The organism is Pseudomonas sp. zbq_18 (assembly GCF_043102245.1).
Taxonomy (GTDB): Bacteria; Pseudomonadota; Gammaproteobacteria; order Pseudomonadales; family Pseudomonadaceae; genus Aquipseudomonas.
Window position 1 is genome coordinate 97,032 of sequence record NZ_JBICIT010000006.1, and the last position, 26,968, is coordinate 123,999.

Genomic DNA, 26,968 nt, shown 5'->3' on the forward strand with positions numbered 1-26,968 from the left:
TTGTTCTCTCTCACCGCTCCCAAAGGAAGAGGGGCCCGACAGGGCGGGTGAGGGTGTTACAGGCAGATCGAAGTTGCTCGATGCGCCCTCACCCCTGCCCCTCTCCCGGAGGGAGAGGGATCAGCGCACCTGCACCACCACCTTGCCGACCGCCTTGCGCTGGCCGAGGTAGTCGATCGCTTCGCCACCACGTTCCAGCGGGAAGGTCTGCGATACCAGAGGCTTGAGCTTGCCCTCGGCGTGCCAGGCGAACAGCTGCTGGAAGTTGGCGGCGTTGTCCTGCGGCTGGCGCTGGGCGAAGGAGCCCCAGAACACGCCGATCAGCGCGGCGCCCTTGAGCAGCGGCAGGTTGGCCGGCAGAGCCGGGATGCCGCCGCCGGCGGCGAAGCCGACTACCAGGAAGCGTCCGTTCCAGGCCATGGAGCGGAAGGCTTCCTCGAAGAAGCTGCCGCCGACCGGGTCGTAGATCACGTCCACGCCCTGGCCGTTGGTGAGCTTCTTCAGCTCTTCCTTCAGGCTTTGCTCGCTGTAGTTGATCAGGTGGTCGGCGCCGGCCTTGCGCGCCACGTCCAGCTTCTCGGCGGTGCTGGCGGCGGCAATCACCTTAGCGCCTATGGCCTTGCCGATTTCCACGGCCGCCAGGCCGACACCACCGGAGGCGCCGAGTACCAGCAGGGTTTCGCCCGGCTGCAGGTTGGCGCGTTGTTTCAGGGCGTGCATCGAGGTGCCGTAGGTCATGCCGAAGCCGGCTGCGCTGGTCAGGTCCATGCTTGGCGGTACCGGCAGCACGTTGTAGGCGCCGACCGCCACTTCCTCGGCGAAGCTGCCCCAACCGGTCAGGGCCATGACCCGGTCGCCCGCCTTGAACTGGTTGACCTTCTCGCCGACGGCCTTGACCACGCCAGCGGCTTCACCGCCTGGGGAGAAGGGGAAGGGCGGTTTGAACTGGTACTTGCCTTCGATGATCAGCGTGTCGGGAAAGTTGACCCCGGCGGCGTGTACCTCGATCAGCACTTCATTGGACTTGGGTTGCGGGCTGGCGGTCTCCTCCAGTACCAGGCTGGAGGCCGGGCCGAAGGCTTTGCAGAGCAGGGCTTTCATCGCGGTGTTCCTTGGGTTCGGGGACTGTCCGGCAGTGTAGGTGGCAGGCATACCCGGTCAACGAGCATGGCCCAGTCTGATGCCTGGCCATAAGCGTTGGGCTTGGGTGCGTGCGCCGCTGTGGCTATGCTAGGCGGCATCCGTTACTGAGGAACTGCCCCCGTGAAGAAGACCATTGCCTTGCTGCTGTCCCTGACTCTGCCCTGCCTTGCTTGGGCCAGCGGCGGGGGGGAAGAGGAAAGCGCCGAGCCCAAGGTGGCCTATGTCAGCCTGGTGCCGGCTCTGGTGGGCAATTTCGGCGAAGGCCCCAAGCTGAAGTTCTACAAGGCCGATATCGCCCTGCGCGTCATGGGCAGCGAGGCCGAGGAGAAGGTCGAGCACCACGAGCCGTTGATCCGCAACCAGCTGGTGATGCTGTTCTCCCAGCAGACCGAGGCCAGCATGGCGGACGAGAATGCCAAGGAAATCCTGCGCCAGGAGGCGCTCAAGCAGGTGCAGACGGTGCTTGAGCAGGAGGAGGGCAAGCCGCTGGTCGAGGACTTGCTGTTCAACAACCTGATCATCCAGTAACGCGGGTAAAACCCGCGTCCGCTTTGCCACCGTTGCAGCCGGCGGGGCTACGCCATCTGCGCCAGGGTCTTGCGAAAGCGCGTCAGCGCAGCGAGGAAGAACAGCGTGCCGATACCGGCGATGGCCAGCAGCTGCGGCCAGATGATGGTCAGCCCGGCGCCGCGATAGAGAATGGCCTGGGCCAGGTCGACGAAATGAGTGGTCGGCGCCGCCAGCATGATCTGCTGCACCAGCTCCGGCATGCTCTCGCGCGGCGTGGTGCCGCCGGAAAGAATCTGCAGCGGCAGCAGCACCAGGATGATCAGCAGGCCCAGTTGCGGCATCGAGCGCGCCACGGTGCCGAAGAAGATGCCCATCGAGGTGGTGGCGAACAGGTGCAGCGCCGCGCCGCCGAGGAATAGCGCCAGCGAGCCTTCGATCGGCACCTGCAACCAGCCCTGCACCACCAGCAGCAGCGACAGCGCTGCCGCCGTCAGCACCACCAGGCCCATCGACCAGACCTTGGCCAGCATGATTTCCAGAGGCGTCACCGGCATCACCAGCAGGTGTTCGACCGTGCCGTGTTCGCGCTCGCGGATCAGCGCCGCGCCGGTGAGGATGATCGACAGCATGGTGATCTGGTTGATCACCTCCATCACTGAGCCGAACCAGGCGCGGGTCAGGTTCGGGTTGAACTGCACGCGCACCGCCAGCTCCACCGCCTGCGGCAGGTCGCCACGGTAGCGGCGGACGAACTCGGCCACCTCGCTGGCGCCGATGCTCTGGATGTAGCCGGCGCCGGTGAAGGCCATGCTCACCTGGGTGGCATCGACGTTGAGCTGGATCGCCGGGCTGCGCCCGGCCAGCACGTCACGCTGGAAGTTTGGCGGGATGTTCAGGGTGAAGGTGTAGCGGCCGGAGTCCATGCCACGATCCATCTGGCTCAGGTCGATGCGCTCCGGCGTGCGGAAGTAGGGCTGCTGGAAGGCCTGGATCAGCCTTTCGGAGAGCTGCGACTGGTCTTCGTCGACCACGGCGATGGCGGCGTTGTGCAGGCTTTCCGGCAGGCTGGTGGCGGCCGAGTAGACGCCCATGCTGAAGGCCCAGAGGATCAGCAGCACCAGTGCCAGGTCATGCTGCAGGCTGCGCAGCTCCTTGATGCCGAGGTGGAAGATGTTGGCCAGGCGTTCCATCACACCTCCTGTTTGCGCAGCAGGCTGGCGCTGAGCAGGGTCAGCAGCGGCACGGTCAGTGCCAGGGCGAGGAAATAGCCGGCCAGGTCGCGCAGCTCCAGCGCCTTGGAGAACAGCCCGCGACTGATTACCAGGAACTGCGAGGTGGGATACAGCTGGCCAACCAGGGCGCCGAAGCCTTCCAGCGAGGCGACCGGATAGATCAGCCCGGAGAACTGGATGGCCGGCAGCAGGGTGGCGATGGCGGTGCCGAACACGGCGGCGATCTGGCTGTTGGTGAAGGTCGACATCAGCAGGCCCAGGCCGGTGGCGCAGGCGACGTAGAGCAGCGCGCCGAGGCCGAGGGTGAGCGCGCTGCCCTTCAGCGGCACGTCGAACACAGTGATTGCCAGCAGCACCAGCAGGACGCAGTTGAACAGGCCCAGGGCGATGTAGGGCAGCTGCTTGCCGATGAGGAATTCCAGGCGCGTGACCGGGGTAACGTAGAGGTTGATGATCGAACCCAGCTCCTTCTCGCGCACCACGCCGAGGGCCGTGAGCATGGCCGGGATCAGCATCAGCAGCAGCGGGATCACCGCCGGCACCATGGCCTTGAGGCTCTCCACGTCGGGGTTGTAGCGGTAGCGCACTTCCAGCTCGGCGGCGTTGGCGGCCTGCGGCTGCGGCGAGCGCCGCGCCAGCTCGGCCAGGTAATGCTGGTGCAGACCGGCGACGTAGCCCTTGATGGTTTCGGCGCGGGTCGGCATGGCGCCGTCGATCCACATGCCGATCTGCGGGCTGGCACCGCGCTTGAGGTCGCGGCCGAAGTGCGGCGGGATCTCCACGGCCAGGCTGATGTCGCCATTGCGCAGGCGCCGCTCCAGGTCGGCGTAGTCGCGCAGCGCCGGCTTCTCCAGGAAGTAGCGCGAGCCGGAGAGGTTGCGGTGGTACTCCTGGCTGGTGGTGGTCTGGTCGCGGTCGAGCACGGCGAAGGTCAGGTCCTCCACGTCCAGGCTGATGCCGTAGCCGATGATGAACAGCAGCAGCACGGTGCCGAGCAGGGCCATGCCGCCACGGATCGGGTCGCGGCGCAGCTCCAGGGCCTCGCGGCGGGCGTAGCTGAACAGGCGGCGGAGGCTGAAGCGCTGGCGCTGCGGTGGCGGCGCCTGTTGCAGTGGCGGTGCCTCGCTGGCCGGCTGCTCGCCGACCGCCTCCTGCAGGTAGGCGATGAAGGTCGCCTCCAGGCTGTCCAGGCCGCGCTTGGTCATCAGCCCCTGCGGCGTGTCGCTGTCGAGCACCTTGCCGGCGTGCATCAGCGAGATGCGGTCGCAGCGCTGCGCCTCGTTCATGAAGTGGGTGGAGATGAAGATGGTCACGCCGTCCTGGCGCGACAGGTCGAGCATCAGCTGCCAGAAGCCGTCGCGGGCGACCGGGTCGACACCCGAGGTGGGCTCGTCGAGGATCAGGATTTCCGGCTGGTGGATCACCGCCACGGCCAGCGACAGGCGCTGGCGAATGCCCAGCGGCAGGCGCTCGGGCAGCATGTCCATGACTGCGCCGAGGTCGAAGCGGCGCGCCATCGCGGCGACGCGATCGTCTATCTGTGCGGCCGGCACATGGAACAGGCGGGCGTGCAGTACCAGGTTCTGGCGTACCGTCAGCTCGCTGTACAGGGAGAAGGCCTGCGACATGTAGCCGACCCGCCGGCGCGTGGCCATGTCGCGCGGGTCCACCGTCTGGCCGAACAGCAGGGCTTCGCCTTCGCTGGCCGGCAGCAGGCCGGTGAGCATCTTCATGGTGGTGCTCTTGCCGCAGCCGTTGGAGCCGAGGAAGCCGAAGATCTCGCCACGACGGATGCGGAACGACACCGCGTCGACCGCGACGAAGTCGCCGAAGCGCATGGTCAGGCCCTTGGCTTCGATGGCGATCTCGCTGTGGTCCTGCAGGGGCTGGATCAGCACCTCGCGGTGGTCGCGGCGCTTTTCCTCCGGCAGCAGGGCGATAAAGGCCTGCTCCAGGCTGGCGCAGCCGGTGCGCGTGCGCAGCTCGGCCGGGCTGCCCTCGGCCAGTACGCGGCCGGCGTCCATTGCCACCAGATGGTCGAAGCGCTCGGCCTCCTCCATGTAGGCGGTGGCCACCATCACGCTCATCTGCGGGCGCTGCGCGCGGATGCGCGCGATCAGCTCCCAGAACTGGTTGCGTGACAGCGGGTCGACGCCGGTGGTCGGCTCGTCGAGGATCAGCAGGTCAGGGTCATGGATCAGCGCGCAGCACAGCCCGAGCTTCTGCTTCATGCCGCCGGACAGCTTGCCCGCCGGGCGTTCGCGGAACGCGGCCATGCCGGTACTGCGCAGCAGATCGTCGATGCGCCGCGCGCGTTCGGCGGCGTCCTGGCCGAACAGGCGGCCGAAGAAGTCGAGGTTCTCGAACACCGACAGCGTGGGGTAGAGGTTCTTGCCCAGGCCCTGCGGCATGTAGGCGATATGCGGGCAGACACGGCGGCGGTGGCGCGCGTCGGCCATATCGCCGCCCAGCACCTCGACGCTACCGGCCTGGAGCCGCCGCGCCCCAGCGATCAGCGCCAGCAGGCTGGACTTGCCGACGCCGTCCGGGCCGATCAGGCCGACCATGCGCTGCGCCGGCAGGCTCAGGTCGATGGCCTCGAGGGCGCTGGTCGCGCCATAGCGCAGGCCGACGCCGCTGAGGCGGGCGACCGCCGGGTTCATTGCGGAACCTTGATCGCCAGGTGTGCCGGCCACTCGGCTTCAGGATCGAGGCGCAGGTAGGCCATGCCGGGTACGCCGGTCTTCACCTGCTGCAGGTGCTTGCTCAACAGGTCGGGGGCGATGCGCGCCTTGACCCGGAACATCAGCTTTTCGCGCTCGCTGGCGGTTTCCACGGTCTTCGGCGTGAACTGGGCGACGCTGGCCACGTAGCTGACCTTGGCCGGAATCACGTACTGCGGCGCGGCATCGATCACCAGGCGCACTTCGCTGCCCAGGGCGACACGGCCGGCCTGGCGCTCGGGCAGGAAGAAGGTCATGTAGACGTCGGTGAGGTCGACCAGGTTGAGCACCTTGCCGCCGGCGCCGAGCACTTCGCCCGGTTGGGTCACGCGGTACTGCACGCGCCCGGCGCGCGGCGCCTTGAGCTGGCTGTCGTCGATGTCCACCTGCAGGCGTTCGACGCTGGCCTGTGCGGCTTGAGTGGCCGACTCTGCCTCGACCGCCTGTGACTGGGCTGCAGCGATGCCGGCATCGGCCGAGCTGACTTGCGCGCGGGCCGCCGCCAGCGCCGCCTCTGCACTCTGCAGGCGGGCCAGATCGTCATCCAGTTGCTGCTGGGCCAGGGCGTTGCGCTTGACCAGCGTGGCGCTGCGCGCATGGCGTTTGCGCGCCGCGTCCAGCTCTGCCTGGCGCTGGCGTACCACCGCTTCGGCGGTCAGTTTCTCACTCTGCCGCAGGCGGATCTGGCTGGCGGCAGTGATCTGGCCGTTCTCGGCCTGGCGCAGTTGTGCCCTGGCCTGGGCCAGTTGGGCTTCCAGTACCTGGGTGTCCATGCGCGCCAGCAGTTGGCCGGCGTGCACGAAGTCGCCCTCATCGACCGCGATGCTGGCGATGCGACCGGCCAGTTTGGTGGCGACATCCACTTCGGTGGCCTCGATGCGCCCGTTGCCGCTGGCGAAGCCTTCGCCCAGGCCGCTCGGTCGTAGTTGCCACCAGGTCACGGTCAGTAGCAGCGCCAGCGCGGCGGCGATCCAATACGGCAGGGGGTGGCGCATGAGCTCGGCTTCCCTTGTGCGAGTCACTGGAGGAGGGCAGACCTGTATTGTCTGCTGGTGACGGCCACGCGGGCTTGATTCAGGTCAAGGCGGGTTGGTCTGAGCGAGTGTGCTACTCCATATACAAGTGCGATTGCGCCCTTCGTGCTTGGCTCGGTACAGGGCCTGGTCGCTCCGGGCAATCAGGCCTGCTGGTGACTCTTCACCGACCGGCTCGGCGACGGCCAGGCCGATGCTCAGGGTCAGGCGTCCGTCCGGGCTGCCGGGGTGGACGATAGCCAGGCTGGCGACCAGTTCATGGACGCGCGCGGCCACATGCTCGCCGCCGTCCAGGCCGGTGTTGGCGAGGATGATGGCGAATTCTTCGCCGCCATAGCGGCAGGCCACGTCGCCTTCGCGCTGCAGGCTTTCCTGGAGCAGGCTGGCCACCTGGCGCAAGGCATCGTCGCCCGCGAGGTGACCGAGCTTGTCGTTGAAGGCCTTGAAGTGGTCGATATCCAGCATCAGCAGGGTCAGCGGCGCGCCAATTCGGCGCAGGCGGCGCCACTCGCTTTTGAGCTGGTGATCGAAGAAGCGGCGGTTATACAGGCCGGTCAGGCCATCCAGCTGCGACAGGCGTTGCAGGCGGGCCTCCAGGGCCAGGCGCTCGCTGTTGTCGCGCGATACGGCAATCAGGTACTCGCGTGCGCCCTGATGCACCAGTTGAGTGTTGATTTCGGCGGGCTGGCGGCTGCCGTCGCGGCGACACATCTCGCGCTGGAAAATACGCGACTGGTTGTCGCGCTGGGCTTTGCGCACTTGCTCCAGCCAGTCGTGGAAGCCCGGTAGTAGCTGTTCGGGGTTGTCACGCAGCAGCTGCGCGAATTGTTCGGCGCGGTAGCCCAGGGAGGCATAGCTGGCCTGGTTCATGTGCAGCAGCTCGCGGCTGCGGGTATCGAAGATGAACAGGCCGTCGTGGCTGGAGTCGGTCAGGTCGATGATCAACTGCAGGCGTTCACGGCTGTCACGCAGGTTCTGCTCGATGGCCTCGCGGCGTGTGGCTTCCACCTCCAGGCGCCTGTTGGCTCTCTGCAGGGCACTGGCCCGGCGTGCGTTCTCCTGGGCCAGCGCCAGGGCGGCAACCAGCAGCAGGCTGATGGCCAGGCCGGCCCCCAGTACGACCTGTGGCAGTGGCGTGGAGAGCTGCTGCAGAAGCCTGTGGGTCGGGCTGAGCTGCAGTGTGAAGCTGTCGTTGTTGAGCAAGCGCACGGGCACGTCCACGGCCATGTCCGGCAGGGTTCCTGAGCGTTCGCGACTGTACAGGCTGTGGCCGTTTTCCAGTAGGCGCAGGCTGAATTCGTCGCTGTCGATCTGGTCGAGCAGTTCGTTCATCAGCGGTTCGACGCGGAACACGCCCTGCAGGAAGCCGTCGAACTGCCGGTCACCTCGGGCGTTGCGCAGATACAGCGGGGTGTAGAGCACGAAGCCGCGGCCACCCTGCACCAGTTGCACGCTGTTGGAGAAGCGCTGCTCGCCGCTCTCCTTGGCCTGCATGGCCAGAGGGTAGTTGGGGTGGTCAGTCGGGAGGCGAAAATTGCGGGCCGCCTCGTTGCCCTGCAGGGGCCGCAGCCAGCGCATTTTCAAGTCAGGGCCGACCCACTGGATCGACTGGTAGGCGGGAAAGCCGCGCAAGGCCAGGTCGGCCTCGGTTTCCCAGTCTTCCTGGTAGAGCCGACCGAGGTTGTTCCACAGTCGCGCGATGCGCGCGAGGCTGCCGACCTCACTTTGCAGCGTGCTTTCCAGCTGCCGTGTCAGTGCACTCGCCTGATAGCTCACACGCTCATGCAGGCGTTCTTGCTGGCTCTGTTCCAGTTGTTGCCAGAGCATCAGACTGGCACCGCTCAGTGCCAGAAATAAAACAACCAGCGCGAGGCGCGCCGGCCAGGCGGAGGGTGCGCGCATCGATGGGCTCCACAGGCTGTGCCTTGGTCATAGCACAGTGCATGCCGGCACTCAACGCATGGCCAGAATCGCCTGCCATTCTTCGTCACTGACCGGCATCACCGACAGGCGACTGCCACGTTGCACCAAGGCGAGGCCGGAGAGTGCTGCAGTTGCCTTGAGACGGGTCAGCGACAGCACCTGGGGAAAGGCCTCGACGAACTCTACATCCAGCGCGCTCCACGGGTTTTTCTCTGCGCTGGCCTTGGCGTCGAAGTAGTGGCTCTGTGGGTCCAGGGCTGTGGGGTCCGGATAGACCGGGCTGGCGATGCGGGCGATGCCGGCGATGCCGGGCTCCGGACAGCTGGAGTGATAGAAGAAGAACAGATCACCCTCGCTCATGCTGCGCATGAAGTTGCGGGCCTGGTAGTTGCGCACCCCATCCCAGCGTGCGCGGCCGAGGTGGCGCAGGTGCTTGATGGACAGTTCATCGGGTTCCGACTTCATCAACCAATAAGGCATGAACTTTGCTCCTGTCTGCCGGTCTTTGCGACGGGCATGAAAATCGTTCCCGACGCGGGCGGCCTGTTGGCGTCAGAAACTGTGTGGGCTCGTATGACCCCGAAGAGGGTTGCGACCCAGGCTGGACGCCGTCGTAACGGCCAATAACAACACCACTACCGGACAAGCCACGCAGTGTGCCGAAAAGGGGGAGGCAACTCGATGAAACGCAAGCCAGATATATTGTGGGTCCTGGTCATTCTGTTCAGCCTGGGCATGGTTACCACAGGTTACACCCAGAGCCTCTGGGATCGTCAGGGTGACCTGCCAATCAGTCAGAGCGAACGCTGATCCACAGTCGACGTCTGCCGCAGGGAGCGCGGCGGCCTCGAACCTTCCGCCTCAAACGTACCAAGCCTTATCCGTCACGACGCCCGTCAGTCTGACATCCCAGCTGGCCAGGGGCAGTCTGTCTACCCGCTGACCCTCATGGGCGACTCCCAAAAGCGTCGGCTTGTGCCAATTTTTGCGCATGTTGCGATAGCCCAGGCAGCGGTCATAGAAGCCGCCGCCCATGCCGAGCCGTCCCCCATAACTATCGAAACCGACCAGTGGCAGCAGGATCAGATCCAGTGCCCAAGGCGCGCGCTGGCGTGCGCGGCAGGCGACTGGCTCGGCGATGCGGAAGCGATTGCGCAGCATCTTTTCGCCCGGGCGGACGCGCTGGAAGCGCATGCCGGAGTGCGGCCAGCGTTCGAGTACCGGTAGATAGGTTGCCTTGCCGCGCTTTTGTGCTTCGCGCAGCAAGGGGCGCGGATCGATCTCGCCGTCGCTGGGCAGGTACAGGGCAATGTGGCGGGCGCGGCGAAACAGCGGATGCTGGGCCAGTTGGCGCCTTAGGGCGCGGGCGGCCTGCCGCTGCTGCAGGGGGGAGAGGGCGCGACGCGCCTGGCGCAGCTGCCGGCGCAGGGCTGCGCGGGACAGGTCAGAAGCCAGGATCATGGAATTCGGGACTCCCCGGCGGTGCCGCTGTCGGGTTAGCCCTTGAACCCGAAAGTTCAAGGTGGAGATTGCAGGAGGCGTTAAGGCTTTCCGTCAGGCGGACATGCACACCGGCCCCACTGGCAACCCCCGTGGTTGTGCGTATCGGCTCAGGGACATCACCGACTGGCCAACACTCCAGGGAGCTGGCCGGCAGTATACCCCATAAGCCTGGCGCGAGGTCAGAGCAGACCACCATCCGGATCGGCGGCCAGGGCGCTGTCGACCCGGTCCAGCAAGTCGCGTACGCGCTCGCGGGTGTGGTCGGCTTCCTGGTCCAGGCGCTGCTGCTTGTGCAGCAGGTCATGCGTAATGTTCAGTGCTGCCATCACGGCGATGCGGTCGGCGCCAATGACTTTGCCGCCGGAGCGGATCTCGCGCATCTTGCCGTCCAGGTAGCGGGCGGCGCTTTCCAGGTTGGCGCGCTCTTCCGCCGGGCAGGCGATGCAGTAGTCCTTGTCGAGGATGTGCACGGTTACGGTGTTCGGCTGGGTCATGTGTCCTGCTCCAGGGCTTTCAGGCGCGAAATCATCGCTTCGACCTTGAGCCGGGCCATTTCGTTCTTTTCGATTAGATGGGCGCGTTCCTCGCGCCAGGCCTTCTCACTGGCCAGCAGGGCACGGTTCTGCGACTTGAGCTGCTCGACGCGCTGAATCAAGAGTTCAAGCTTGCGTGTGAGGGCTTGCAGTTCGGCGTCTTCCATTGGCTCCACCAGGGCTATGAGTCTCGGCACTATATAGGAATGCGGGGAGGGGGCGACAAGCGGGGCGCGACAACACGACGGTGGAAACCCTCGCGCTCAGGCCCTACGATACGAGGCCTCCATTCTAGAGATTGCGCGGTTCAGCGCCTAGTTGCCATGTCTACAGCGAATTCCCCCTACGCCGCCTTTGCCGCCCTGCTGGCGAGCAACGGCAAACCCGTTTCCCCGGCCGAGCTGCACGGCCTGTTGCTGGGCCGCAGCTGTGCCGGTGCCGGCTTCGAAGCCGACGCCTGGCTGGCCGATGCGGCTGAACTGCTCGGCGGCGAGCCGGCCGACAATGTGCGCCAGGCCCTGGTCGGCCTGCAGGAGATGGTCAAGGGCGAGCTCGGTGGCCAGGATGTCACCGTGGTGCTGTTGTTGCCAGCGGACGATGCGCCGCTGGCCGAGCGGGCCAAGGCCCTGGGACAGTGGTGCCAGGGTTTCCTCGACGGCTTCGGCATGGTGCTCGGCAACGCCGCGCTCAGCACCGAGGCCATGGAAGTGCTGCAGGACCTGTCTGCCATCGCCCAGGTGCAGAGTGCCTTGGAAGAGTCCGAGGAGGGCGAGAGCGACTACATGGAAGTGATGGAGTACCTGCGCGTTGCGCCGCTGCTGCTGTTCGCCGAGTGCGGCAAGGCCGCGCCCGCCGCCAAACCTTCCCTGCATTAAGGTAGCAATCGCCATGGTCAGCATCCCCAAGTCGGAATACGCCCGTCGGCGCAAGGCGCTGATGGAGCAGATGGAGCCCAACAGCATCGCCATCCTGCCGGCGGCACCGGTGTACATCCGCAATCGCGATGTCGAGCACACCTACCGCCAGGACAGCGACTTCCAGTACCTCAGTGGCTTTCCCGAGCCGGAAGCGGTGCTGGTACTGATTCCCGGGCGTGCCCATGGCGAATACGTGATGTTCTGCCGCGAGCGCGACCCGGAGCGTGAGCTGTGGGATGGCCTGCGTGCCGGCCAGGATGGCGCGATCAGTACCTACGGCGCTGACGATGCCTTCCCGATTGGCGATATCGACGACATCCTCCCCGGCCTGATCGAGGGGCGCGAGCGGGTCTACTACGGGATTGGCCGCAACCAGGAGTTCGATCACCAGCTGATGGAGTGGGTCAACGTGATCCGTTCCAAGGCGCGCCTGGGCGCTACCCCGCCCAACGAGTTCGTCGCCCTCGACCACCTGCTGCACGACATGCGCCTGTACAAGTCGGCCAACGAGGTGAAGGTGATGCGCGAGGCGGCGGAGATTTCCGCCCGCGCGCACATCCGCGCCATGCAGGCCAGCCGCGCCGGCCTGGCCGAATACCACCTGGAAGCCGAGCTGGACTACGAATTCCGCAAGGGCGGGGCAAAGATGCCGGCCTACGGCTCGATCGTCGCTGCCGGAAAGAATGCCTGCATCCTGCACTACCGCGAGAATGACGCGCCGCTAAAAGACGGCGATCTGGTGCTGATCGATGCCGGCTGCGAGATCGACTGTTACGCCAGCGACATCACCCGCACCTTCCCGGTCAACGGCATCTTCTCGCCCGAGCAGAAGGCCATCTACGAGTTGGTGCTCAAGGCCAATGAAGAGGCCTTCAAGCACATCGCCCCGGGCAAGCACTGGAATGAAGCCCACGAAGCCACCGTGCAGGTGATCACTGCCGGCCTGGTGGAGCTGGGTCTGCTGCAAGGCGATGTCAACGAGCTGATCGCCAGCGAAGCCTACAAGCCCTTTTACATGCACCGCGCCGGTCACTGGCTGGGCATGGACGTGCACGACGTCGGCGAATACAAGGTTGGCGGCGAGTGGCGTGTGCTGGAGCCAGGCATGTGCATGACGGTCGAACCGGGCATCTACATCGCAGCCGACAACCAGAGCGTGGCCAAGAAGTGGCGCGGTATTGGCGTGCGCATCGAAGACGACGTGGTGGTAACCAAGAGCGGCTGCGAGGTCCTCACCACCGGCGTGCCGAAGAGCGTCGCCGAGATCGAGGCGCTGATGGCGGCCGCCCGCGAGCAGGCCGCCTGACGTCATGAGCCGAGTTCAGCTGGCCATTGTCGGAGGAGGGCTGGTCGGTGCCAGCCTGGCCCTGGCCCTGCAGGCCGGCGCCAGGACGCGTGGCTGGAAGATCGTGCTGGTCGAGCCCTTTGCCCCGGGTGATGCCTACCAGCCCAGTTACGACGCCCGTTCCAGCGCGTTGTCCTATGGCAGTCGGCAGATTTTTGAACGCCTTGGCCTGTGGCCGGCGCTGGCCGAACGGGCCGAGGCGATCAGCCAGATTCAGGTGTCCGATCAGGGCCGCTTCGGCGCGACCCGCCTGAGTGCCGAGGACGAAGGTGTGCCGGCGTTGGGCTATGTGCTGGAGAACGCCTGGATGGGCCATTGCCTGTGGCGTGCACTGGACCCCGCGGTGGTCGAGTGGCGTTGCCCGGCCGAGGTGGCGCGCATGACGGCGCTGGGCGATGGCTATCGCCTGCAGCTGAACGATGGCTCCAGTCTTGACTGTGACCTGGCCGTGCTGGCTGACGGTGGTCGCTCCGGCCTGCGTGAGCAACTGGGCATCGCCGTACGGCATACGCCTTACGAACAGTGCGCACTCATCGCCAATATCACCCCGGCCGAGGCCCATGGTGGCCAGGCCTTCGAGCGTTTCACCGCGCAGGGCCCGCTGGCGCTGTTGCCCCTGTCGGAGCAGCGTTGCGCGCTGGTCTGGACGCGTCCGCCGGTGGATGCCGAGCGCCTGCAGGCTCTGCCGGATGCCGAGTTTCTCGCTGAGCTGCAGCAGGCTTTTGGTTATCGCCTGGGCAGCCTGCGCCAGGTCGGCACCCGGCACGTCTACCCGCTGGCGCTGGTGGAGGCCGCCGAGCAGGTGCGCCCGAACCTGGTCATTCTCGGCAATGCCGCCCACAGCCTGCACCCGGTGGCGGGGCAGGGCTTCAACCTGTCGTTGCGCGATACCCAGGCCCTGGCCGAGACCCTGTTGGCCAGCGACCAGACGGTAGGCGACTTTGCCGTCCTGCAGCGTTACCTGCAGCGGCAGCAGCAGGACCAGGCGCTGACCGTCAGCTTTTCCGATCGCGTGACGCGCCTGTTTGGCCGTGACGAATCGCTGCTGGTCGCCGGTCGCACGCTCGGCCTGCTCGGCCTCGATCTGTTGCCGCCGGCCAAGCGCTGGTTTGCCCGCCAGGCCATGGGCCTGGGAACCCGTAGTCTGTGAGCCTGCTCGATGAGTGAGAAAAAACTGGCGCGCCGTGCCCGCCTGCTGCGCCTTGGTCTGAACTTCTATCCGCCGTACGTGGGCGCCGGGATTCGCGTGCGCGCAATCAGCTCGGACTTTCGTCATGTGCGAGTGCGCATGGGCCTCGGCTGGTACAACCGTAACTATGTACGCACCCAGTTTGGCGGCTCGCTGTATAGCATGACCGACCCGTTCTTCATGCTCATGCTGATGCAGCTGCTGGGGCGCGATTACATCGTCTGGGACAAGGCCGCCAGCATCGACTTCGTCAGCCCGGGCAAAGGTCCGGTGTATGCCGATTTTCATATCGACGATGCCTTGCTGACGGACATCCGCACTCATACCGCCGGTGGCGACAAGTACCTGCCCCAGCTGCACGTCGAGATTCGCGACGCTAGTGGCACCCTGGTCGCCACCGTGCACAAGACCCTCTATGTTCGCCTCAAGCCGCGCGCCCGCCAGGCCGCCTAAGGACAGCAGATGCAAGCGGACCTGATCATCGTGGGCGCCGGCATGGTCGGCAGTGCCCTGGCCCTGGCCCTGGAGCACAGCGGCCTGGAGATTCTCGTGGTTGACGGCAGCCCGCTCAGCGTCAAGCCGTTCGACGCGCAAGGCGCGTTCGAACCGCGGGTCAGCGCCTTGTCCGCCGCCAGCCAGCGCATCCTCGAGCGTCTCGGCGTGTGGGGCGGTGTTGCTGCGCGGCGTGCCACGCCCTACCGCGACATGCGTGTGTGGGACGGCTCTGGCACCGGCAGCGTGCATTTCTCCGCCGCCAGCGTGCATGCCGATACCCTCGGCCATATCGTCGAGAATCGCGTGGTCCAGGACGCCCTGCTGGAGCGTTTGCACGACAGCCAGATCGGTTTGCTCGGCAATGCCCGCCTGGAGCAGCTGCGCCGCTCCGGTGATGGTTGGCTGCTCAGCCTGGCCGACGGTCGCGAGCTGCGCGCGCCGCTGCTGGTCGCCGCCGATGGTGCCAATTCGGCGGTGCGCCGCCTGGCCGGGTGCGCGACGCGTGAGTGGGATTACCTGCACCACGCCATCGTTACCAGCGTGCGTTGCGCGCGCCCGCACCAGGCCACGGCCTGGCAGCGTTTCACCGATGATGGCCCGCTGGCCTTCCTGCCGCTGCAGCGCGGCGATGATTCGCACTGGTGCTCGATCGTCTGGTCCACCGTGCCGGCCGAGGCCGAGCGGCTGATGGCGCTGGATGACGAGGCGTTTCGCCATGAACTGGGCAAGGCGTTCGAGTGGCGCCTGGGCGAGGTCGGCCAGGTCGACCCGCGCGTTTGCATCCCGTTGCGTCAGCGCCATGCCAAGCGCTATGTCGAGAGCGGTCTGGCGCTGATCGGCGATGCCGCGCACAGCATTCATCCGTTGGCCGGGCAGGGCGTCAATCTCGGCTTTCTCGATGCAGCGGTGCTGGCCGAGGTGCTGCTGCACGCCCTCTCACGAGGCGAGCAGCCGAATGATGTGCGTGTGCTCAGCCGTTACGAGCGCCGGCGCATGCCGCACAACCTGGCGATGATGGCTGCCATGGAGGGGTTCGAGCGCCTGTTCCAGGCCGATCCGCTGCCGATCCGCCTGCTGCGCAACAGCGGCCTCAACTGGGTCGACGAGTTGCCGGATGCCAAGGCTCTGTTTGTGCGCCGCGCCCTCGGTCTGGCCGGGGATCTGCCGGCGTTGGCGCAGGCTTGAGGGGCTGCAACATTCAGTTACGGAGCGGCCAAGTGCCACATTGAGAAGCTAAATAGCATTCACTACTATTCGCTCTCTCGACAAATAAGAGGCAGCACCCATGCAGCTCCGCTCCGGTTTCCTGGCCACACTGGCCCTTTCCGCCCTGGCCGGCACCGCCCAGGCCGCCGATGAAATCGTGGTTTATTCCGCGCGCATCGACGAACTGATCAAGCCCGTGTTCGATGCCTATACCGCCAAGACCGGCACGCAGATCAAGTTCATTACCGACAAGGAAGCCCCGCTGCTGGCGCGCCTCAAGGCCGAAGGTGAAAACACCCCGGCGGATCTGCTGATCACCGTCGATGCCGGCAACCTCTGGCAGGCCGAGCAGGAAGGCGTGCTCAAGCCGCTCAAGTCCTCCGTGATCGAAGCCAACATCCCAGCCCAGTACCGCGCCAGCAATGGTGCCTGGACCGGCCTGTCGCTGCGTGCGCGGACCATCTTCTACTCCACCGAGCGGGTCAAGCCGGAAGAGCTGAGCACCTACGAGGCGCTGGCCGACAAGAACTGGGAAGGCCGCCTGTGCCTACGTACCAGCAAGAAGGTCTACAACCAGTCGCTGACCGCCACCCTGATCGAGGCCCATGGCGCGGCCAAGACCGAGGAGATCATCAAGGGCTGGGTGGGCAACCTGGCCACCGACGTGTTTGCCGATGACACCGCGCTGCTGCAGGCCATCGATGCCGGCCAGTGCGACGTGGGCATCACCAACACCTACTACTACGGCCGCCTGCACAAGCAGAACCCGGCGCTCAAGGTGAAGCCGTTCTGGCCGAACCAGGCTGACCGCGGTGTGCACGTCAACCTCTCTGGTGCCGGTGTGACCCAGCATGCCCCGCATGCCGAGGCCGCCCAGCAGCTGCTGGAGTGGATGACCGGCCCGGAGGCGCAGAACCTGTTCGCCGACATCAACCAGGAATACCCGGCCAACCCGGCGGTCAAGCCGTCCGCGGAAGTGGCGGCCTGGGGTGCGTTCAAGGCTGACAGCGTGCCGGTGGAAGTGGCCGGCAAGCGTCAGGCCGAGGCCACCATGCTGATGGACCGCGCCGGCTGGAACTAAGCCGCGACTGGCCGCGCGTCGCTCAACCGCGACGCGACACCGTTATACTCGACGCCCCGGCCAGTCCGGGGCGTTTCGTTTCCGCCTGTCAGGAGTCCGTGTGAGCCATCCCGTCCAGCGTCGTTGGTACCCCATTGCTTTTGCCATCGCCGCGCTGGTGCTACTGCCGCTGTCGGTGTTGCTGCTGTCCTGGCATGAGGTGGATGGGCAGATCTGGGCGCACTTGTGGGACACCCAGATGCCGCGCCTGATCGGCAATACTCTGGTTCTGGTCAGTGGTGTTGGCGCCGGCGTGCTGCTGTTGGGTATCAGCCTGGCCTGGCTCACCAGCCTCTGCGAGTTTCCCGGCCGGCGCTGGCTGGACTGGGCTCTGATGCTGCCGTTCGCCATCCCCGCCTACGTGCTGGCCTTCGTTTTTGTCGGTTTGCTGGATTTCGCCGGGCCGCTGCAAAGCCTGGCCCGCGACTGGTTCGGTACAAGTATCCGCTTCCCTCGGGTACGCTCTACCGGCGGGGTGATCATCGTGCTGGTGCTGGTGTTCTACCCCTATGTTTATCTGCTCGCCCGCGGCGCCTTTCTGGCTCAGGGCAAGGGGTTGATGGAGGCCGCGCGGGTGCTCGGGTTGTCGCCCTGGCAGGCCTTCTGGCGCGTGGCTCTGCCAATGGCATGGCCGGCGATTGGTGCCGGCCTGGCGCTGGCCATCATGGAAACCCTGGCCGACTTCGGCGCCGTCTCGGTGTTCAACTTCGACACTTTCACCACCGCCATCTACAAGACCTGGTACAGCTTCTACAGCCTGTCCAGCGCTACCCAGCTGGCCAGTCTGCTGCTGCTCGCCGTGCTGCTGGTGCTGTACGGCGAACGCCGCGCTCGCGGCGCCGCCCGCCCGGCCAATGAGCGGCCGCGGGGTAAACCCCTCTACCACCTGCAGGGCTGGAAGGCCGTGGCGGCCTCGGGCTGGTGCGGCCTGGTGTTCGCCTGTGCCTTCGTCGTGCCCATGCTGCAGCTGCTCGTGTGGTTCTGGCAGCGCGGCCGCTTCGACCTGGACGAGCGCTACGTCGGCCTGATCCTGCATACCCTCTACCTGGGTGGTCTGGCGGCGCTGATCACCGTGGCGGTGGCCCTGCTGTTGGCCTTCGCCCGCCGCCAGGCGCCGACCCGCCCGATGCGCACCCTGGTCAGCACCGCCAACCTGGGCTACGCCTTGCCCGGCTCGGTGCTGGCGGTGGCCATCATGCTGGCTTTCAGTTACCTCGACCGGCAGCTGGTGATCCCGCTGTCGAGCTGGCTCGGCGGCGCCGGCAAGCCGCTGCTGCTGGGCAGCCTGTTCGCCCTGTTGCTGGCCTATCTGGTGCGTTTCATGGCGGTGGCCTATGGGCCGCTGGAGAGCAGCCTGGCGCGCATCCGCCCGTCACTGCCGCAGGCCGCGCGCAGCCTCGGGGTCGGAGGCCCGGCGCTGTTCCTGCGGGTCTACCTGCCGCTGCTGGTGCCGGGGGCGCTGTCCGCCGCGCTGTTGGTGTTCGTCGATGTGCTTAAGGAAATGCCGGCCACCCTGCTGATGCGCCCCTTTGGCTGGGACACCCTGTCGGTGCGCATCTTCGAGATGACCAGCGAGGGCGAATGGGCGCGTGCCGCCCTGCCGGCGCTGACCCTGGTGCTGGTCGGCCTGTTGCCGGTGATCGGCCTGATCCGGCGTTCCGCCCACCAGCCCGGCCATTGAGCTGGCTTGTCCCGAAAGTCAGGAAATTCGGGCATGACCAATTGGTCTGAGTGTGGCGTGACCAGTCACATTAGCGGGGCTACAATGCGCGCCTGCTTACGCAGCCGTCCATGATTCCCGGGCCCTTTTTGCCAATGTCTGGCTGGGGCCGGGCCCGCACAAGGAGCTCTCCATGGGACAGCGTACACCCCTGTATGAACAGCATCTGGCGCTGGGCGCCAAGATGGTCGATTTCGGCGGCTGGGACATGCCGCTGCACTACGGCTCCCAGGTCGAGGAGCACCATCAGGTACGTCGCGATTGCGGCGTGTTCGATGTGTCCCACATGACCGTGGTCGACATCACCGGCGCCCAGGCCAAGGCCTGGCTGCAGCACCTGCTGGCCAACGATGTCGATCGTCTGAAAACGCCGGGCAAGGCCCTCTACAGCGGCATGCTCAACGAGCGCGGCGGCGTGGTTGACGACCTCATCGTCTACCTCACCGACTGGGGCTACCGCATGGTGGTCAACGCCGCCACCCGCGACAAGGACCTGGCCTGGATGCAGGCGCACACCGCCGGCTTCGACGTCACCCTGAGCGAGCGCCCCGAGCTGGCCATGCTGGCCATCCAGGGCCCGCATGCCCGCGCCAAGACCGCCGAGCTGGTGACCCCGGCACGCGCTGCGCTGATCAACGAACTCAAGGTGTTCCAGGGCCTGCCGGACGGCGACTGGTTCATCGCCCGTACCGGTTACACCGGCGAGGACGGTCTGGAAATCATGCTGCCGGCCGCCGAAGCACCCACCTTCCTCAGTGAACTGGTTGGCGCCGGCATTGCCCCGATCGGCCTGGGCGCGCGCGACACCCTGCGCCTGGAAGCCGGCATGAACCTGTATGGCCAGGACATGACCGACGACGTATCCCCGCTGGCCGCCAACATGGGCTGGACCATCGCCTGGGAGCCGGCCGAGCGCGACTTCATCGGCCGCAGCGCCCTGGAAAGCCAGCGTGCCGCCGGCGACCAGCCCAAGTTGGTTGGCCTGGTGTTGGAAGAGCGCGGCGTGCTGCGTGCCCACCAGGTGGTGCGCGTGGAAGGTGCGGGCGAAGGTGAAATCACCAGCGGCAGCTTCTCGCCGACGCTGAACAAGTCCATCGCCCTGGCCCGCGTGCCGGCCGCCACCGGCGACCGCGCCGAGGTGGAGATCCGCGGCAAGTGGTACCCGGTACGCGTCGTGCAGGCGAACTTCGTCCGCAACGGCAAGGCCGTTATCTGATTTGTCGGGGCGAGGCGCCAGCGCCTGCCCCACCTGCTAAATTTTCCGGGCGGCCGATTCGCCCCATCGATTCCGAGGAAGACACCATGAGCAATATCCCCGCCGATCTGCGTTACGTCGACAGCCACGAGTGGATCCGCCTGGAGGCCGACGGTTCGGTCACCATCGGCATTACCGACCATGCTCAGGAAGCCCTGGGTGACGTGGTTTACGTCGAGCTGCCGGAAGTCGGCAAGCAGTTGGCCACCGGCCAGGAAGCCGGTGTGGTGGAGTCGGTGAAAGCCGCTTCCGACATCTACGCCCCGATCGCCGGTGAAGTGCTGGCCGTCAACGAAGCCCTGGCCGATGCGCCGGAGCAGGTCAATGGCGAGCCTTACGAAGCCTGGTTCTTCAAGCTGCAGCCGAGCAACCCGGCCGAGCTGGAAGGCCTGCTCGATGCCGCCGGCTACCAGGCCGTCTGCTCCGCCGATGCCTAAGGTGCAGGGCCGCCTCTAGCACGCGGCCTGTCGCCCGCAATCACGAATTTCGCTTGCGAGCCTCGATCCGTCGAGGCTCTGTCATTTTTCGAGAGCCCCACCATGTCCCAGACGCCCCGTCTCGACCAACTGCAACAGCCCGATGCCTTCCTCCGCCGTCACCTCGGCCCCGATGCCCGTGAAGAGCAGGCCATGCTCGACACCCTGGGCCTGAGCAGCCGCGCCGAGCTGATCGAGCAGACCGTGCCGCCCGCCATCCGCCTGGGCCGCGAGCTGGACCTGCCGGCCGCACTGGACGAGCAGGGTGCCCTGGCCAAGCTCAAGGGCTATGCCGAACAGAACCAGCTGTGGACCAACCTGATCGGCATGGGCTACCACGGCACCATCACCCCGACCGTGATCCTGCGCAACCTGCTGGAAAACCCGGGCTGGTACACCGCCTACACCCCCTACCAGCCGGAGATCGCCCAGGGTCGCCTGGAATCGCTGCTGAACTTCCAGCAGCTGACCATCGACCTCACCGGCCTCGACCTGGCCAGCGCATCCCTGCTCGACGAAGCCACCGCTGCTGGCGAGGCCATGGGCCTGGCCAAGCGCGTCGCCAAGAGCAAGAGCAACCTGTTCTTCGTCGACGAGAACTGCCACCCGCAGACCATCTCCGTGGTGCAGACCCGTGCCGAAGGCTTCGGCTTCGAGGTCAAGGTCGGCGCGCTGGACGAACTGGCCGGCCTGGAAGTGTTCGGCGCGCTGCTGCAGTACCCGGACACCCACGGCGAAATCCGCGACATCAAGCCGCTGATCGAACAGCTGCACGCGCAGAACGCCCTGGCCTGTGTCGCCGCCGACCTGCTCAGCCTGCTGCTGCTGACCCCGCCGGGCGAACTGGGCGCCGACGTGGTGCTCGGTTCTGCTCAGCGCTTCGGCGTGCCGATGGGCTACGGCGGCCCGCACGCGGCCTTCTTCGCCACCCGTGACGCCTTCAAGCGCGCCATGCCGGGGCGCATCATCGGTGTGTCCAAGGACGCCCGCGGCAACACCGCGCTGCGCATGGCCCTGCAGACCCGCGAGCAGCACATCCGCCGCGAGAAGGCCAACTCCAACATCTGCACCTCGCAGGTGCTGCTGGCCAACATGGCCAGCTGCTACGCCGTGTACCACGGCCCGCAAGGCCTCAAGCGCATCGCCCAGCGCGTGCATCGCCTGACCTGCGTACTGGCCGCCGGCCTGGAGCTGAAGGGCGTCAAACGCGACAACCAGCACTTCTTCGACACCCTGACCCTGGATGTCGGCGGCATGCAGACCGCCATCCTCGAGTCGGCCAAGGCCGCGCGCATCAACCTGCGCATCCTCGGTCGCGGCAAGCTGGGCGTGAGCCTGGACGAAACCTGCTCGGAGCAGACTGTCGAGCAGCTGTTCGCCATCTTCCTCGGCGCCGACCACGGCCTGAGCGTGGCCGAGCTGGATGCCGGCGAAGTGCCGCAGGGCATCCCGGCCGCGCTGCAGCGCACCAGTGGCTACCTGAGCCACCCGGTGTTCAATAGCCACCACAGTGAAACCGACATGCTGCGCTACCTCAAGCGCCTGGAGAACAAGGACCTGGCCCTGAACCAGGCCATGATCCCGCTGGGTTCCTGCACCATGAAGCTGAACGCCACCAGCGAGATGATCCCGGTGACCTGGCCGGAATTCGGCAACCTGCACCCCTTCGCCCCGCGCGAGCAGGCCGCCGGCTACAAGCTGATGATCGAGGAACTGGAAGCCTGGCTGTGCGCCATCACCGGCTTCGACGCCATCTGCATGCAACCCAACTCCGGCGCCCAGGGCGAATACGCCGGCCTGCTGGCGATTCGCAAGTACCACGAGAGCCGTGGCGAAGGTCACCGCGACATCTGCCTGATCCCGGCCTCGGCCCACGGTACCAACCCGGCGTCGGCGCAGATGCTGACCATGCGCGTGGTGGTGGTCGAGTGCGATGCCGCCGGTAACGTCGACATGGCCGACCTCAAGGCCAAGGCCGCCGAGGCCGGCGACAAGCTGTCGTGCCTGATGATCACCTACCCGTCGACCCACGGCGTGTACGAGGAAGGCATCCGCGAGATCTGCGAAGTCGTGCACGGCTTCGGCGGCCAGGTGTACATGGACGGCGCCAACCTCAACGCCCAGGTTGGCCTGGCGCGTCCGGCCGACATCGGCGCCGACGTGTCGCACATGAACCTGCACAAGACCTTCTGCATCCCGCACGGCGGTGGCGGTCCGGGCATGGGCCCAATCGGTGTGCGTGCGCACCTGGCGCCGTTCGTGGCCAACCACCCGGTGGTCGAGCTGCAGGGCCCGCAGCCGCAGAACACTGCAGTCAGCGCCGCGCCCTGGGGCAGCGCCAGCATCCTGCCGATCAGCTGGATGTACATCGCCATGATGGGCCCGCAGCTGCGTGACGCCACCGAGACCGCGATCCTCAACGCCAACTACCTGGCCAGCCAGCTCAAGGGCGCCTTCCCGGTGCTCTACAGCGGCCGTAACGACCGCGTCGCGCATGAGTGCATCCTGGATCTGCGTCCGCTCAAGGCGGAAACCGGCATCAGCGAGGAAGACGTGGCCAAGCGTCTGATGGACTACGGCTTCCACGCCCCGACCATGAGCTTCCCGGTACCGGGCACGCTGATGATCGAGCCGACCGAGAGCGAGTCCAAGGAAGAGCTGGATCGCTTCATCGAGGCCATGCTGAGCATCCGCGCCGAGATCGCCAAGGTCGCCGCGGGCGAGTGGCCGGCGGACAACAACCCGCTGGTCAAGGCGCCGCACACCCTGGCCGACGTCACCGGCGCGTGGGATCGTCCGTACAGCATCGCCGAGGCGGTCACCCCGTCCGCCCACACCCAGGCGCACAAGTACTGGCCGGCGGTGAACCGCGTGGACAACGTCTACGGCGACCGCAACCTGTTCTGCGCCTGCGTGCCGATGGACGACTACCGCGAGTAAGTCCTGCCGCCGCCATGAAAAAGCCGCCTTCGGGCGGCTTTTTCTTTGGGCGTGGCATGGCTGGGGGTCGGGGTAGGTTGGGCTGAGTTGCTGAGCAACGAAGCCCAACGCCGGGGCGCCGCGTTGTTCGTTGGGCTTCGCAGGCTCAACCCAACCTACCTCTGGCAAATGTGTTGTAGAAAGAGCAAGGCCGGCTTTTGTGGGAGCGACTTCAGTCGCGATGAGGCCAGTGCGAAAACATTGCGGCTAAAGCCGCTCCCACAAGTGCCCGCACATGGCCCTGTGGGTTTTAGTCGTGACCGCTAGAGTCCCGATCTAGAAAGTTCTCTCACACCGGGTGGTTGAGCGTAGCGAAGCCCAATAGCTCCGCCCTCCACGGTACTTTCGCTCGGCCTTCGTGTTGCCGGAAAAGTGTCTTGCGCCTCTACGTCAGCCTACATGACGTGGATATCCGCCGCCGGGCATCGCTCAGGGCGTGTCGCTGAGCAGGATGACCTGTGCCAGTTGCGCATCGCTGGCCCGCAGCTGAGGGTTGTCGGTACGCAGCTGCTGCAGGGCCGCCTCCAGGTGCGCACCGCGGATGGCGCCGTCGCTGGCGATGAAGGCGCTGGCATCTTCCCGGGCCGGCTGCAGCAGCTTGTGATCCTTGAAGGTGGAGTAGGTCGAGGCCGTGGTCGCGCCCGAGGACAGGATCTGGCGCAGGGTGTCGTCGGCGCTGGCGGGCAGGCTGGCCAGACCGAACAGGGCAAGGCTGGTGATGGTCAGTAGGCGGGGCATGGCGAGAACCTCCTGGACAGTGGCTGTGTTGCTTGGAGGTGCGGCGCTTGCACAGGGTTCCAGCGGGATGCGCTACAGCGCTGCCAAGCACGCATCCGACTATTGGCAGAAGCGCTGCTAGGCTGATGAGCTGAACCCCGCGCAAGGGGCCAAGGCCGCGCGGCTGAGCGTCACAGGAGGGGCCTTCGATGGCTGGATCGGGCAAGAAGATGAGCCTGGTTGGGCTCACCACGCTGGTGGCGGTGAACATGATGGGCTCCGGCATCATCATGCTGCCGTCGAGCATGGCGCAGCTGGGGGCGGTGTCGTTGCTGTCGTGGCTGATCACCGCCGTAGGCTCCATGGCCATCGCCTATTGCTTCGCCCAGTGCGGCATCTACTGCCCGCGCTCGGGCGGCATGTCGGCCTACAGCGAGGAGGCGCACGGCAAGTCGGCGTTCTTCCTCTGTTCGTTCCTCTACTTCCTGTCGCTGGCCATCGGCAACGTGGCCATCGGCATCTCCGCCGTGGGCTATCTCACGCCCTTTTTTCCCTGGCTGGGCAGCGGCGCCGTGCCACTGTTCGTCGGCACGCTGGGGCTGATCTGGCTGACCACAGTGGCCAATTTCGGTGGTCCGCGCATCACCGGCAAGATCGGTGCGATCACGGTCTGGGGGGTGATCATCCCGGTGGCCGGGCTCAGTGTGATCGGCTGGTTCTGGTTCGAGGCGGATATCTTCATCGCGGCCTGGAACCCCCACGAGTTGGCGATCAGCAGCGCCATCGAGCAGAGCATTCCGCTGACCCTGTGGGCCTTCCTTGGTATGGAGTCGGCGGCGCAGAACTCCGATGCAGTGGAGGACCCCAAGCGCAACGTACCGCTTGCCTGCCTGTTCGGCACCCTGGGTGCAGCGGTGGTCTATGTGCTGTCGACCACGGTGATCCAGGGCATCGTGCCCAACGCCGAGCTGGCCAATTCGACGGCGCCGTTCGCCTTCGTCTACGCGCAGATGTTCAACCCGTTGGTGGGGCAGGTGATCATGGTGTTGGCGGTGATGGCCTGCGTCGGCTCGCTGCTGGGCTGGCAGTTCACCCTGGCGCAGACCGCCAAGAGCGCCGCCGACCAGGGCATGTTCCCGAGGCTCTTTTCCCGTATGACCGCGCGCAACGCCCCGGTGATTGGTCTGGTGGTGTGTGCCGCGCTGCAGACGCTGATGGCCTTGTCGACCATCTCGCCGAATGCCAGCGAGCAGTTCGGCAAGCTGGTCAACCTGGCTGCAGTGACCAACCTGATTCCCTACGTGACGGCACTGACTGGGCTGTTGGTGATCATGTACAAGGCCAGGGTCGATGCACGCATCTTCGCCCGCAATGGCGTGCTGCTGCTGATCGCCATGCTCTACTCCTATTACGCCCTGTACGCTTCCGGCAAGGATGCGGTATTCGGCGGCCTGCTGGTGATGGCCTTCGGTTACCTGCTGTACGGCTCCATCGCCAAGAACTTCGTCGAGCGATCCCGCGTCCAGCCGGACGATGCGAGGGGCTGGCTATGAGACTGAGAGCACTTCTGGGCCTGCTGCTGGCCCTGTCACTGCCGAGCTGGGCGGGCGCCGATACGCTGGAGCGGATACGCAGCAGCGCCACGCTCAACCTGGGCTATCAGACGAACACCGCGCCGTTCAGCAGCAGCCAGGGCGAGCGGGTCGATGGTTACAGCATCGAGCTTTGCCGTCTGCTGGCTGGCCAGCTCAAGAACGCCCTGGAACTGGACGACCTGCAGTTGCGCTTCCAGGCGCTGGCCCATGACCAGTGGCCGGCCGCGCTGAAGGCCGGTCAGGTCGATCTGTTCTGCACGCCGGCAGCGGCCACCGCCACGCTGCGCCAGACGGTGAGCTTCTCCGTGCCGGTCTACACCGGCGGGCTCGGCGTACTGGTGGCGCGGGATGCGCCGTCTTCGCTGCTCAATGTGCTCAATGGCCAGGCGGCCCACAGCGGCCCGACCTGGCGCGCTACCGTCAACCGCGGTCTGAGCCGACACAGTTTCGCTGTAGTCGAGGGTGGCGTCAGCGAGGCCTGGGTCCATGAACAGTTGAACCGACTCGGGGTGATCGCCAGCGTTCTGACCGTGCCGACCTACACCGAGGGCGTGCAGTGGGTCCTGGAGGGCAAGGCCGACGCCTTCTTTAGCGAGCGCATGTTGCTCAAGCAGTACCTGAGCCAGTTGGCCGGCGGCGAGCGCCTGCAGGTACTCGACCGGGTCTTCGAGTTCGTGCCGGTCAGCCTGGCCATGGCCCGTGGCGATGAAGACCTGCGCCTGCAAGTGGATAGGGCCCTGAGCGAGCTGTATCGCTCCGGTGCACTGCTGCAGACATACCGGCGCTACCTCGGAGAGCCGGGGGAAACGGAGCGCCTGCTGTTCAAGGTCTATGCTCTGCCGCGCGACCGCGAGGTCAGCGGCCGGTAGCGTATCTGTCGGTCAGTGGCAGTGCTCTCCTTTTACAGCAGGCAGCCCTGGCGCAGTTCGATGGGACGCTGCGGAGCGGGTGGAGACATTTCTGCAGTTTGCTCTTCGCGGACAGCGTGCGCGTCGAGGCTCCATTCATCGGCCACGCCAGCGCTGAAGGCCAGCGGGTGAGCACGGCTCACTCTGTCTTATTACTCAACCCAACAGCCGCTGGCTGTGGAGTCTTGGGTGCTTGAGCGGAACTTTGGGTCGAGGAAACGCTATTTTTTATTCCAATTTCATCGGACGGATAATCTATTCAGATGAATTGAGTATTTCTGATTCCTGGCTATTTCGACGACTTCTTTTATACCTAACTGGGTGGCCGGAATGGACGCAGCGCTCAAGTTGTCCGGCTGCTGCTTTATTGCGCGCCGTGGCACGCGACCTGTTGGACGTCAGATAGGAAGTCACCTCATGCTCACTGCATTAAAAAAGATCACTA

The 26,968-nt window shown here is 66.0% G+C and carries 24 protein-coding genes and 1 other RNA gene; 14 read left to right on the top strand and 11 right to left on the bottom strand.

Annotation, left to right across the window (positions count from 1 at the left end; translation table 11 throughout):
• Positions 1-120: 120 nt before the first annotated feature.
• Positions 121-1,101, bottom strand: a complete 981-nt coding sequence (locus ACF8C6_RS04930; protein WP_392498266.1) for an NADPH:quinone oxidoreductase family protein — start codon at positions 1,099-1,101, stop codon at positions 121-123.
• A gap of 162 nt (positions 1,102-1,263) precedes the next feature.
• Here ACF8C6_RS04930 and ACF8C6_RS04935 point away from each other — a divergent pair, with 162 nt between their 5' ends.
• Positions 1,264-1,671: a flagellar basal body-associated protein FliL gene (locus ACF8C6_RS04935; RefSeq protein WP_277688129.1), complete on the top strand. Its 408-nt coding sequence runs from the start codon at positions 1,264-1,266 to the stop codon at positions 1,669-1,671.
• 47 nt (positions 1,672-1,718) lie between these two features.
• On the opposite strand, the gene ACF8C6_RS04940 is transcribed toward ACF8C6_RS04935, so the two are convergent.
• The 5 genes from ACF8C6_RS04940 to ACF8C6_RS04960 form a co-directional block, all read right to left on the bottom strand.
• Complete coding sequence (locus ACF8C6_RS04940; protein WP_392498267.1) at positions 1,719-2,843, bottom strand: ABC transporter permease; 1,125 nt, start codon at positions 2,841-2,843, stop codon at positions 1,719-1,721.
• Positions 2,843-5,548 (bottom strand): ribosome-associated ATPase/putative transporter RbbA, encoded by a 2,706-nt coding sequence (gene rbbA / locus ACF8C6_RS04945; protein ID WP_392498269.1) that lies wholly within the window; start codon positions 5,546-5,548, stop codon positions 2,843-2,845. The genes ACF8C6_RS04940 and rbbA overlap by 1 nt, the downstream gene beginning before the upstream one ends.
• Positions 5,545-6,603 (bottom strand): HlyD family secretion protein, encoded by a 1,059-nt coding sequence (locus ACF8C6_RS04950; RefSeq protein ID WP_392498270.1) that lies wholly within the window; start codon positions 6,601-6,603, stop codon positions 5,545-5,547. The genes rbbA and ACF8C6_RS04950 overlap by 4 nt, the downstream gene beginning before the upstream one ends.
• Positions 6,604-6,687: 84 nt before the next feature.
• The gene (locus ACF8C6_RS04955; RefSeq protein ID WP_392498271.1) at positions 6,688-8,544 is read right to left on the bottom strand and encodes a diguanylate cyclase; all 1,857 of its coding nucleotides are present in this window, start codon (positions 8,542-8,544) and stop codon (positions 6,688-6,690) included.
• 51 nt (positions 8,545-8,595) lie between these two features.
• Positions 8,596-9,045 carry an EVE domain-containing protein gene (locus ACF8C6_RS04960; RefSeq protein ID WP_277688134.1) on the bottom strand — a complete coding sequence of 150 codons (450 nt, stop codon included), beginning with the start codon at positions 9,043-9,045 and terminating at the stop codon, positions 8,596-8,598.
• A gap of 201 nt (positions 9,046-9,246) precedes the next feature.
• Here ACF8C6_RS04960 and ACF8C6_RS04965 point away from each other — a divergent pair, with 201 nt between their 5' ends.
• Entirely contained in the window at positions 9,247-9,375 is a 129-nt protein-coding gene (locus tag ACF8C6_RS04965; RefSeq protein ID WP_277688135.1) for a hypothetical protein, read from the top strand.
• Between the two features lie 51 nt (positions 9,376-9,426).
• Here ACF8C6_RS04965 and ACF8C6_RS04970 read toward each other — a convergent pair whose 3' ends face one another.
• The 4 genes from ACF8C6_RS04970 to ACF8C6_RS04985 all read right to left on the bottom strand — a co-directional run bounded on the left by ACF8C6_RS04970 (position 9,427) and on the right by ACF8C6_RS04985 (position 10,768).
• On the bottom strand, positions 9,427-10,026 hold the full coding sequence (locus tag ACF8C6_RS04970; RefSeq protein WP_392498272.1) for a 5-formyltetrahydrofolate cyclo-ligase: 600 nt from the start codon (positions 10,024-10,026) through the stop codon (positions 9,427-9,429).
• A gap of 8 nt (positions 10,027-10,034) precedes the next feature.
• A non-coding RNA gene (gene ssrS, locus ACF8C6_RS04975) (6S RNA) lies at positions 10,035-10,213 on the bottom strand.
• A gap of 34 nt (positions 10,214-10,247) precedes the next feature.
• Positions 10,248-10,562, bottom strand: a complete 315-nt coding sequence (locus tag ACF8C6_RS04980; protein ID WP_277688137.1) for a cell division protein ZapA — start codon at positions 10,560-10,562, stop codon at positions 10,248-10,250.
• Positions 10,559-10,768 (bottom strand): TIGR02449 family protein, encoded by a 210-nt coding sequence (locus ACF8C6_RS04985; RefSeq protein ID WP_277688138.1) that lies wholly within the window; start codon positions 10,766-10,768, stop codon positions 10,559-10,561. The genes ACF8C6_RS04980 and ACF8C6_RS04985 overlap by 4 nt, the downstream gene beginning before the upstream one ends.
• Before the next feature lie 156 nt (positions 10,769-10,924).
• Here ACF8C6_RS04985 and ACF8C6_RS04990 point away from each other — a divergent pair, with 156 nt between their 5' ends.
• The 10 genes from ACF8C6_RS04990 to gcvP all read left to right on the top strand — a co-directional run bounded on the left by ACF8C6_RS04990 (position 10,925) and on the right by gcvP (position 23,264).
• Positions 10,925-11,476: a YecA family protein gene (locus ACF8C6_RS04990; RefSeq protein ID WP_392498273.1), complete on the top strand. Its 552-nt coding sequence runs from the start codon at positions 10,925-10,927 to the stop codon at positions 11,474-11,476.
• A 13-nt stretch (positions 11,477-11,489) separates the two neighbouring features.
• Complete coding sequence (gene pepP, locus ACF8C6_RS04995) at positions 11,490-12,824, top strand: Xaa-Pro aminopeptidase (RefSeq protein WP_392498274.1); 1,335 nt, start codon at positions 11,490-11,492, stop codon at positions 12,822-12,824.
• Positions 12,825-12,828: 4 nt separating this feature from the next.
• The gene (gene ubiH, locus ACF8C6_RS05000; protein ID WP_392498275.1) at positions 12,829-14,013 is read left to right on the top strand and encodes a 2-octaprenyl-6-methoxyphenyl hydroxylase; all 1,185 of its coding nucleotides are present in this window, start codon (positions 12,829-12,831) and stop codon (positions 14,011-14,013) included.
• A 9-nt stretch (positions 14,014-14,022) separates the two neighbouring features.
• On the top strand, positions 14,023-14,505 hold the full coding sequence (locus ACF8C6_RS05005; RefSeq protein ID WP_392498277.1) for a DUF4442 domain-containing protein: 483 nt from the start codon (positions 14,023-14,025) through the stop codon (positions 14,503-14,505).
• Positions 14,506-14,514: 9 nt separating this feature from the next.
• Positions 14,515-15,732, top strand: a complete 1,218-nt coding sequence (locus ACF8C6_RS05010) for a 2-octaprenyl-3-methyl-6-methoxy-1,4-benzoquinol hydroxylase (RefSeq protein ID WP_392498278.1) — start codon at positions 14,515-14,517, stop codon at positions 15,730-15,732.
• A gap of 100 nt (positions 15,733-15,832) precedes the next feature.
• Positions 15,833-16,834 carry an extracellular solute-binding protein gene (locus ACF8C6_RS05015; RefSeq protein ID WP_392498280.1) on the top strand — a complete coding sequence of 334 codons (1,002 nt, stop codon included), beginning with the start codon at positions 15,833-15,835 and terminating at the stop codon, positions 16,832-16,834.
• A 100-nt stretch (positions 16,835-16,934) separates the two neighbouring features.
• Positions 16,935-18,554 carry an ABC transporter permease gene (locus ACF8C6_RS05020; protein ID WP_392498281.1) on the top strand — a complete coding sequence of 540 codons (1,620 nt, stop codon included), beginning with the start codon at positions 16,935-16,937 and terminating at the stop codon, positions 18,552-18,554.
• Between the two features lie 172 nt (positions 18,555-18,726).
• The gene (gene gcvT / locus ACF8C6_RS05025; RefSeq protein ID WP_392498282.1) at positions 18,727-19,809 is read left to right on the top strand and encodes a glycine cleavage system aminomethyltransferase GcvT; all 1,083 of its coding nucleotides are present in this window, start codon (positions 18,727-18,729) and stop codon (positions 19,807-19,809) included.
• 86 nt (positions 19,810-19,895) lie between these two features.
• Positions 19,896-20,285: a glycine cleavage system protein GcvH gene (gene gcvH / locus ACF8C6_RS05030; RefSeq protein ID WP_392498284.1), complete on the top strand. Its 390-nt coding sequence runs from the start codon at positions 19,896-19,898 to the stop codon at positions 20,283-20,285.
• Positions 20,286-20,387: 102 nt separating this feature from the next.
• Entirely contained in the window at positions 20,388-23,264 is a 2,877-nt protein-coding gene (gene gcvP / locus ACF8C6_RS05035; RefSeq protein ID WP_392498285.1) for an aminomethyl-transferring glycine dehydrogenase, read from the top strand.
• Positions 23,265-23,732: 468 nt separating this feature from the next.
• On the opposite strand, the gene ACF8C6_RS05040 is transcribed toward gcvP, so the two are convergent.
• On the bottom strand, positions 23,733-24,041 hold the full coding sequence (locus ACF8C6_RS05040; RefSeq protein WP_392498286.1) for a DUF2388 domain-containing protein: 309 nt from the start codon (positions 24,039-24,041) through the stop codon (positions 23,733-23,735).
• Positions 24,042-24,229: 188 nt separating this feature from the next.
• Between ACF8C6_RS05040 and potE the strand changes: the two genes are divergently transcribed.
• Entirely contained in the window at positions 24,230-25,573 is a 1,344-nt protein-coding gene (gene potE / locus ACF8C6_RS05045) for a putrescine-ornithine antiporter (RefSeq protein ID WP_392498287.1), read from the top strand.
• The gene (locus tag ACF8C6_RS05050; RefSeq protein WP_392498288.1) at positions 25,570-26,484 is read left to right on the top strand and encodes a transporter substrate-binding domain-containing protein; all 915 of its coding nucleotides are present in this window, start codon (positions 25,570-25,572) and stop codon (positions 26,482-26,484) included. The genes potE and ACF8C6_RS05050 overlap by 4 nt, the downstream gene beginning before the upstream one ends.
• Positions 26,485-26,968 lie beyond the last annotated feature (484 nt).